The sequence below is a fragment of the Weissella sp. DD23 genome (assembly GCF_001579105.1).
Lineage (GTDB): Bacteria > Bacillota > Bacilli > Lactobacillales > Lactobacillaceae > Weissella > Weissella cibaria.
The window spans coordinates 285,960-287,792 of the sequence record NZ_KQ970390.1 but is presented as its reverse complement, the minus strand read 5'-3'; the positions used below and the strand labels follow the sequence as shown (position 1 = coordinate 287,792).

The window sequence follows — 1,833 nt, the reverse complement described above, 5'->3', positions numbered from 1 at the left end:
CCATTCTGTGGCTCAACCTCTGGCAAGTCATTACCTTCTTGACCAGGAAGGCGGCCACTTTGTCGATAAGCTGCAAACTCTTCCGGCGTCACCTCACGCCCGTTAATCAAATAACGTGAGTTCTCTGAGTTCAAGCCACCCATGCGGCCCATCATGCGGTTGAAAATATCATTCATATCTGAGTTAAAAGCGTCATTGTAATTTGCCATAAGTTTAATTACGCTCCTTTTTACGTTTATTTTTTAGTCTACCAAGGCTGAGACCCCTCTCTCATTACCTTGTAACATTATTATATACCCGTGACAAACTGATTACAAGTATTTTTTAGCACTCTTTTGCATAGAGTGCTAAAAATAATCACAACTCTGAATAATCCTTAACAAGTGCATGAAAAAAACCGGTTGAATCCAAACGAATTCAACCGGTTTCGGTTTATTTTTTGATTTATTAAACGACATTCTCTGCCGCTTACACGTGATATGACGATTTCATGTCATTTGATTGTCCAGCCACCATCAATTGTAAACACTTGCCCTTGGATGTACGTCGCCTCCGGGCTCGTTAGGTACAGTGTTAAATCTGCGACTTCTTGTGGATCAGCCCACCGTTTGACAGGCGTGTCGGCTGCGACTTGCGCTGCCATTGCACCATCGCCAGCAAAATCAGCCGCATTCATTGGCGTATTAATGGCACCCGGCGCAATGGCATTGACGCGAATCCCCTGGCCAGCATAATCTAACGCCAATTGCTTCATCCATCCTACCAGCGCATGTTTTGACATCGTGTAAGCAGCGCCACCACCGCCAGCAACTTGACCAGCGATCGATGCCATAAAAACAAATGTACCAGCCTGGCGCGCTACCATGTATGGTAGGACCGCCAATGATATTTGAACAGCCGCGTACACATTGACCTGCATCAGTTGTTTAATGGCTGGGTAAGTGGTCGCTAATGCCGGTGTAAAGGCATCCAGTACACCAGCAGTTGAGAGCACAATATCAACCTTTTCCAACAGCTTTACATGCGTTGTTAACCACGTTGCCAGCTGTTCTTCATCGGCCAAGTCTAGTTGAAATGCTCTCAAGCGCGGATGATCAATTGAAATGACTTGTTTATCTAACGCGATGACAGTTGCACCGGCCGCCAAATAAGTCTGCATTTGCGAAAATCCAATTCCGGAAGCTGCCCCAGTCAGCAAAATCGTCCGCCGTTCATAATTTTGAGTAATCATTTATTTTTCCAAATCAACACGACGACTTAATAGGTAGAAAATAATTGCCCCAATAATCAAAGCAGCAAGTTCCCCCAACGCAGTCCAAGCAAATGTTGCCCAGAATGGTGTCTTCGCCATAAAGTATAACTCTGCAGCAACGACCCACATCATCAAGGCATCAATAATCGTACTAATCGCTAAACGTTTCACAACGCTTTTTACCTTGCGTGTCGCAAAGTATGACATCGTCGTCATTGCTAACGTTCCAGCTGTTCCAACGATCATATCAACAATGCCATACGGCGACCAAATGTTAGCGATAAATACACCAATTGTCAGTGCAATGATATAGCGCTTGTTAAAAACCACCAGGTGATTAAACCCTTCTGAAAAGCGCAACTGGAATGGACCATACGATGCAAATGGTAGCGCCACCGTCGCCACGGCATAAAGCGCAGCAATAACGGCAATCAGGGATATATCACGAGCTGAAAAAGACTTCTTTTTTGTTTCCATCTTCAATTCTCCTAGTTTTTTTGAGTGGGATGGTTACGAACCACTAACCTACAGAATAGCAAAATGACACCCGACAAGCAAGCCACGCTTTTCGGACAGGGTTG

The 1,833-nt window shown here is 44.9% G+C and carries 3 protein-coding genes and 1 riboswitch; all 3 genes read right to left on the bottom strand.

The window, feature by feature from the left end:
* A partial coding sequence (locus WEIDD23_RS14230; RefSeq protein ID WP_242865365.1) for a hypothetical protein occupies positions 1–209 on the bottom strand: 209 nt, incomplete at its 3' end.
* Between the two features lie 284 nt (positions 210–493).
* The gene (locus WEIDD23_RS01395) at positions 494–1,231 is read right to left on the bottom strand and encodes a 3-oxoacyl-ACP reductase (RefSeq protein ID WP_010373590.1); all 738 of its coding nucleotides are present in this window, start codon (positions 1,229–1,231) and stop codon (positions 494–496) included.
* Complete coding sequence (locus WEIDD23_RS01390; protein WP_010373592.1) at positions 1,232–1,729, bottom strand: QueT transporter family protein; 498 nt, start codon at positions 1,727–1,729, stop codon at positions 1,232–1,234.
* Between the two features lie 5 nt (positions 1,730–1,734).
* Positions 1,735–1,779: riboswitch (PreQ1 riboswitch) on the bottom strand.
* Positions 1,780–1,833: the final 54 nt, after the last annotated feature.

Excerpts from the sequence above, each read along its gene's own strand:
- WEIDD23_RS01395 (WP_010373590.1), bottom strand. The coding sequence starts at position 1,231 with ATGATTACTCAAAATTATGAACGGCGGACGATTTTGCTGACTGGGGCA.
- WEIDD23_RS01390 (WP_010373592.1), bottom strand. The coding sequence starts at position 1,729 with ATGGAAACAAAAAAGAAGTCTTTTTCAGCTCGTGATATATCCCTGATT.